This is a genomic window from Bacillus sp. 7894-2, assembly GCF_002272225.1.
In the GTDB taxonomy this organism is placed as follows: Bacteria; Bacillota; Bacilli; order Bacillales; family Cytobacillaceae; genus Cytobacillus.
Window position 1 is genome coordinate 1 of the sequence record NZ_NPDG01000075.1, and the last position, 597, is coordinate 597.

The 597-nt window shown below is 39.0% G+C and carries 1 protein-coding gene; it reads right to left on the reverse strand.

The features are described 5' to 3' along the window. On the reverse strand, nt 1-597 hold a 597-nt coding region (locus tag CHI10_RS11785; RefSeq protein WP_142301773.1), incomplete at both ends, for an IS3 family transposase.

The following is a 597-nucleotide window of genomic DNA, read 5'->3' on the forward strand; positions in this document are numbered from 1 at the left end:
AACTTTTTTAACGTTTTATAAACAATATCCATCTCTAAAGACGTGGAAAGGTAGTAGGCAAGAATTTCTTTTGTAGCTCCGTCCTTTACGCAGGATAAATATGCTTTTTGGCCCTTTCCATAATAAAGATAAGTAATATCAGTAAGCAGAACTTTTCCTGGCACTTCCTGATTGAATTCACGGTCAAGAAGGTTAGGGCAGGTTCGATGTTCCTGAGTTGCCTTAGCCATCTTACGATATGGATTGGCTTTCCTTATCTTAGCTACAAGATTATATTTTGCCATTAAACGTCTAATCTTCTTGTGGTTCATTACAGCTGAATACTCATTCTCCATAACCATTTTAATCTGGAGGGCACCTACTTTTTCTCTTTTGCTTATGAAAATTTCTCGGATTAACTCTATGTCCAATTCATCCTGATCGTCACGTTGTGCCCGCAATGGTGCAGCCTTCAACCAATCATAGTAGCCACTTCGACTGACACCTGCCAGTTCACACAGGTAGGAAACAACTTTATTTAACTGATGAATTCTGATTGTTTTCTCGATCAGCGAAAACTTCTCAGCTGCCGTTAATATCGTTTCTTCTTCAACGCCT